The sequence below is a fragment of the Cetobacterium sp. genome (assembly GCF_048470075.1).
Taxonomy (GTDB): domain Bacteria; phylum Fusobacteriota; class Fusobacteriia; order Fusobacteriales; family Fusobacteriaceae; genus Cetobacterium_A.
On the sequence record NZ_DBGBQB010000171.1, the window covers coordinates 1 to 4,968 of the forward strand.

Genomic DNA, 4,968 nt, shown 5'->3' on the forward strand with positions numbered 1-4,968 from the left:
CAATAGATGTACTAATTTCATTTAAGCTATTTTTTTTATACAGTGCACATAGAGGTTCCTTATAAAAACTATGAACGGGTATAGATATATCATAGTTCCCCTCCACTTTTCCGAGATATTCGATAAACTCTCTCTCTATAAATGGAGTATCACAGGAGAGAACTAAACACTCCTCATTTGAAGCATTTTTTAAACCTGTAAAAATCCCTCCCAATGGACCTATATCCTTTATTTCATCCTCTATTACCTTAATATCATATTTTAAATATTTTTCAGGAGAGTTGGAGATAACTATAACTTCTGAAAAGTTTTCAAGCTTTTCCACTATAAGCTCAAAAAATGGCTTACCTTTAAACTCTAAAAAACTCTTATCCACATAGTTTAATCTACTTCCCTTTCCTCCAGCCAATAAGATCACACTTTTTTTGTATTTCATGCCTTAATTTTTTTAGAATATGTAGTGTGTAAAATATGATGACTCTTATGTCCACAAGGTTCTTTCAAATAATCTTTATACAGATTGATAACCTCTATATTTTCATGAGATTTTCTTAAATCTGAACTGGAATCAAATGAATACATACCCTTCATTCTAGCCTTTCTAACCTCTAAATTATCTGGAATCGGCGCTCCACCACCACTTATACATCCTCCATAACAGGCCATAACCTCTATAAAATCAAATGATACATCCCCTCTTTCAATGGCATCTAAAACTTTTTTAGCTGATCCAATACCATTTATTACTGCAACTTTAACTATCCTATCACCCAATGATATCTCCCCAGATTTTACATTTTCAAATCCTCTTAAATTTTCAAACTCTATCTGGTTTAATTGCCCATTTGTTAAAATATGACTCACTGTTCTTAGGGCAGCTTCCATAACACCCCCAGAAGATCCAAAAATTCTTCCAGCACTTGATCCCATTCCCATAAAGGAATCATAAGTTAAATTATCAGGTAAAGAGTTAAAATCTATGTTATTCATTTTTATTAATTTGGCAAACTCTCTTGTTGTTATTACTAAATCTACATCTCTAACTCCAGCCTCTTGCATCTGTACTCTTTCACTCTCACCTTTTTTAGCAGTACAAGGCATAATTGAAACTACATATATATTCTCTTTGGGAATATTTAAAGTATCTGAATAATATGATTTTCCCAATGCTCCAAACATCTGTTGAGGAGATTTGCAACTAGATAAATTATCAATAAAATTTGGATATGATTGTTCTACATAGTTTACCCAACCTGGACAACAAGAGGTGAACATAGGTAGTTTACCTTTACCCTTTATCAATCTCTCAATTAATTCAGTTCCCTCCTCCATTATTGTCACGTCTGCTGAAAAATCTGTGCTAAAAACTTTATCAAATCCTAATTTTTTCAATGCTCCAACCATTTTAGATGTTACATCTACTCCTGGTGCAATGAAAAACTCCTCTCCAATTGTATGTTTTATTGCAGGAGCCATCTGAACTATAATATGCTTTTCTGAATTTTTTAGAATTCTATTTAACTCTGTCACACTATTTTTTTCTGTTAGTGCACCCACTGGGCATACTTTAACACATTGTCCACAAGAAACACATTGAGTTTCTCCCAGTTTTTTTCTATCTCTTATAACTATCTCTCTTACTCCATTATTTTCAATAACTTCATAAATTCCCAATCCCTGTATATCTTTACAGACAGCTACACATTTTTCACATAGAATACACTTATTCATATCTCTAGTTATTCCTGAAGAGCTGCTATCTATCTCATATCTTTTTATATCTGTTAAGTTTCTATTTATTATATTATATTCAAAAGATATATTCTGTAATTCACAATCTCCCTTAGATTTTTCACAAGTTAAACAATCATTTGGGTGATTTTTCATAATCTCTTTTAAGATTTTCTCTCTTTTTTCCACTATTTTGGGAGTTCTGGTTTTTATAACCATACCTTTTTCTGGATATGTTTCACAAGATTTTAAAAACTTCCCATCACATTCAACAATACAGATTCCACAAACTTTCTGTGAACCCAAATCCTCATGATGGCAAAGAGTAGGTATATTTATACCTAACTCTTTACATTTTTCTAAGATTGTTTGTGTAGACTCTATATCTGTTAAAACTCCATCAATTTCTATTTGAAAATTCATAACTCCTCCACTAAATTAACTTCTCTATTCTCACTGCCGTCACTTTTAACTCTGGAATTCCACACTTCTCATCTATACGATCCGCTCCAGTCAATACGTTACAAGCTCCTTGGGCAAAATGGAAAGGCATAAAGAATAACTCTTCCAATATACCTTCATTAGGAGTTACTCTTGTTAGAATCTCCCCTCTTCTAGATATAACTTTTATAGTTTCACCCTCAATTATATCCAGCTTTCTCATTGTTTGTGGATGTATCTCAATATATGAATCTGGAGATTTTTCATTTAATCCATCTACTTTTCCAGTCATAGTTCTTGTATGATAATGGTATAAATTTCTACCATTTGTTAATAGATATGGATATTGACCACATTGATTCTCTCCCAGTAGCTCCTGTTCTGAAGGAACAAAGAGCCCCTTCCCTCTCATAGGACTATCTGTATGAAGGATTGAAGTTCCTTTTCCATCCTTACCAATAGGCCAAGCTATCCCAATTTTATCGATTATTTTATAGTTTAATCCTCTATATTGTGGAGTTAATTTAGCTATCTCCTCCGCTATCTCCTCTGCTGAAGCATAGACTTTTTTATAACCTAAAATATTCATAATATTGTTTATAATTTTCCAATCTGGTTCTACTCCATCTCTCTCCACAACTTTTCTAACCCTTTGGATTCTTCTTTCAGTGTTAGTAAATGTTCCATCCTTCTCTGCAAAAGAAAGAGCTGGTAAAACAACATCCGCCAATTCCGCTGTCTCTGTCATAAATATATCTTGTACTATCAAAAATTCCAATGATTCTAAGGCATGTTTTATATGATTTATATCCGGGTCTGAAACCATTGGATTTTCTCCCATTATATAGAGACATTTTAATTCATGGTGTGAAGCCCTATGCATCATCTCTGGAATTGTATATCCAACTTTATCACTTAGCTCCACTTCCCACTCTTTTTCAAACTTGCTTTTTATCTCTGGATTATAAACTTTTTGGTATCCGGGATATGAATCTGGAAGTCCTCCCATATCACAAGACCCTTGAACGTTATTCTGTCCTCTTAAAGGATTGATTCCTCCAAATTTAACCCCTATATTTCCACATAGTAAAGCTAAATTGGATAAGCTCATAACCCCATTTGTTCCAGCTTTATGCTGTGTTATTCCCATAGCATAAAAAATTGAAGCCACATCACTAGCATAAAGTCTAGCAGCTTTTTCTATTAACTCTCCCGATACTCCACAAATTTTCCCAGCATACTCCGGTGTATATTTCTCTACCATTTTTACTAACTCATCGAAGTTTTCGGTATTTTTTTTCACATACTCTTCGTTATATAGATTTTCTCTTATTATTACATGGATCATTCCATTGATAAGAGCGATATTTGTTCCCAAGTTTAATTGTAAAAATACATCTGCATCATCAGCTAAATCGATCATTCTAGGATCGGCAACAATCACTTTTGCGCCATTTAATTTAGCCGTTTTTATTTTAGCTCCTATAACAGGATGATTCTCTCTTGGATTCGATCCTATTATAAAAATAACTTTTGAGTCTACAACTTCATCTATACTGTTAGTCATAGCTCCACTTCCCAACGTAGTTGCTAACCCGGCAACTGTTGAACTATGTCAAAGACGAGCGCAATGGTCTATATTATTTGTTCCAATTACAGCTCTAAAAAGTTTTTGAAAGATAAAGTTGTCCTCATTTGTACATCTCGCAGAAGTCAACCCTCCAAAAGAATCAGCTCCATGCTTTTTCTTTATCTCTGTCATTTTTTCACCAATAAGATTATAAGCCTCTTCCCATGAAGCAGGTTCTAATTTTCCATCCCTTCTTATATAAGGGGTATTTATTCTATCAGGATGGTTTACAAACTTGTATCCAAACTTTCCTTTTACACATAGTAACCCATCATTTGGTGATATATTTGCCGGTTTTGCCTCCACTATTTTATTGTCTTTAACCAAGAAATCAATTTGACATCCTACACCACAGTATGAGCATGTTGTTCTAACACTTTTCGTTTCCCAAAGTCTAAATTTTTCCTTCTCTTTTGGTAGTAGTGCCCCCACTGGACAAACGCTAACACAGTTCCCACAAGACATACATTTTGTATTATTAACTTTTTCAGAAGATTTAGGTCCAACAAATTTTCTTCCCTCTACCTCTTTTAACTCCAATATGCTGCTTCCTTGTAAGTTTTTACAAATCTCTACACACTTTCCACAAGCTATACACTTATTGGGATTTATTGTATAGAATGGATTTGAATCATCTATCTCTAAATCCTCCATATAAGAGTTTTTTCTTTGATGTACCTCATACTCATAACAGTAGTCTTGCAATTTGCATTCGCCTGACTTTTTGCATCCTAAGCAATCTAGAGCATGAGTTTTAATTATATTTTCTAAGATCTCTTTACGCTTTTTAAGCACCAATTCACTATGAGTTTTAATTGCTGTATTGTCTTTTAACATGGTTTTACAAGCCTTTTCAAGTTTACCATCAACTTCTACAACACATATTCCGCACTCTTGCTCATTATGTTTTATTCTTTTATCATGGCATAATGTTGGAATTGTTATATCTAAATCACTTAAAAAGTCCAAAAGAGTCTTATCTTTTATAAATTCATACTCTTTTTTATTGACTTTTATACTCAATTATCTTTCCTCCCTCTATTTTTTTATCAACTTTAAAAAGTATAAAAGTTTTTTATTTTATAAAAAATATCTTTTAGTCACTTTTTTTATGTAAAAAAACAATAATATTTTTTTCACAAACCTCTCTTTTCCGTTTTCCTTAC

At 32.9% G+C, this 4,968-nt stretch carries 3 protein-coding genes; all 3 read right to left on the bottom strand.

Annotated features, from left to right (window positions below; all coding sequences use genetic code 11):
- On the bottom strand, window positions 1-436 hold a 436-nt coding region (locus ACMOUI_RS06055; protein ID WP_418964835.1), incomplete at its 3' end, for a molybdenum cofactor guanylyltransferase.
- Window positions 433-2,154, bottom strand: a complete 1,722-nt coding sequence (locus ACMOUI_RS06060) for a [FeFe] hydrogenase, group A (protein WP_418964836.1) — start codon at window positions 2,152-2,154, stop codon at window positions 433-435. The genes ACMOUI_RS06055 and ACMOUI_RS06060, both read right to left, overlap by 4 nt.
- Window positions 2,155-2,164: 10 nt before the next feature.
- Window positions 2,165-4,825, bottom strand: coding sequence for a formate dehydrogenase subunit alpha (gene fdhF / locus ACMOUI_RS06065; protein ID WP_418964837.1), 2,661 nt, complete (start codon window positions 4,823-4,825; stop codon window positions 2,165-2,167).
- Between the last annotated feature and the right edge of the window lie 143 nt (window positions 4,826-4,968).

Excerpts from the sequence above, each read along its gene's own strand:
- ACMOUI_RS06060 (WP_418964836.1), bottom strand. The coding sequence starts at position 2,154 with ATGAATTTTCAAATAGAAATTGATGGAGTTTTAACAGATATAGAGTCT.